The organism is Mycobacterium venezuelense, assembly GCF_054919535.1.
The window spans coordinates 1-426 of the sequence record NZ_JBONDW010000078.1 but is presented as its reverse complement, the minus strand read 5'-3'; the positions used below and the strand labels follow the sequence as shown (position 1 = coordinate 426).

Here is a 426-nt window from a genome sequence, read left to right as displayed (position 1 = left end):
GCCCATCCCCGACGTCATCCGCCTCGCCGCGCATGCCTGGCACTATCTGGCGGTGTTCGACGACGCCACCCTGGTGCCGCTCTACTTTGGGCGCACCAAACGCATCGCCACCCCCGCCCAACGCCTGGTGTTGTTCGCCCGTGACCGGGGCTGCACCCGCCCCGGCTGCACCGCCGGGGGCTATCGCTGCCAGGCCCACCACGCCCACCAGGACTGGACCGTGGGCGGCCAAACCAATATCGACGAACTCGCCCTGGCCTGTGGGCCCGACAACCGCCTCGTCGCCACGGGTAAGTGGACCACCACCATGCGCAACGGCCGCTGCCAATGGACCCCACCACCACTACTCGACACCGGCCAGCCTCGCATCAACACCTACCACCACCCCCAGACCTACCTGATTGAGAGCGACGAAGACGACGAAAC

At 67.8% G+C, this 426-nt stretch carries 1 protein-coding gene; it reads left to right on the top strand.

All coding sequences use genetic code 11. From position 1 onward, the window contains the following. On the top strand, positions 1-426 hold a 426-nt coding region (locus ACRCUN_RS34265; protein ID WP_462146044.1), incomplete at both ends, for an HNH endonuclease signature motif containing protein.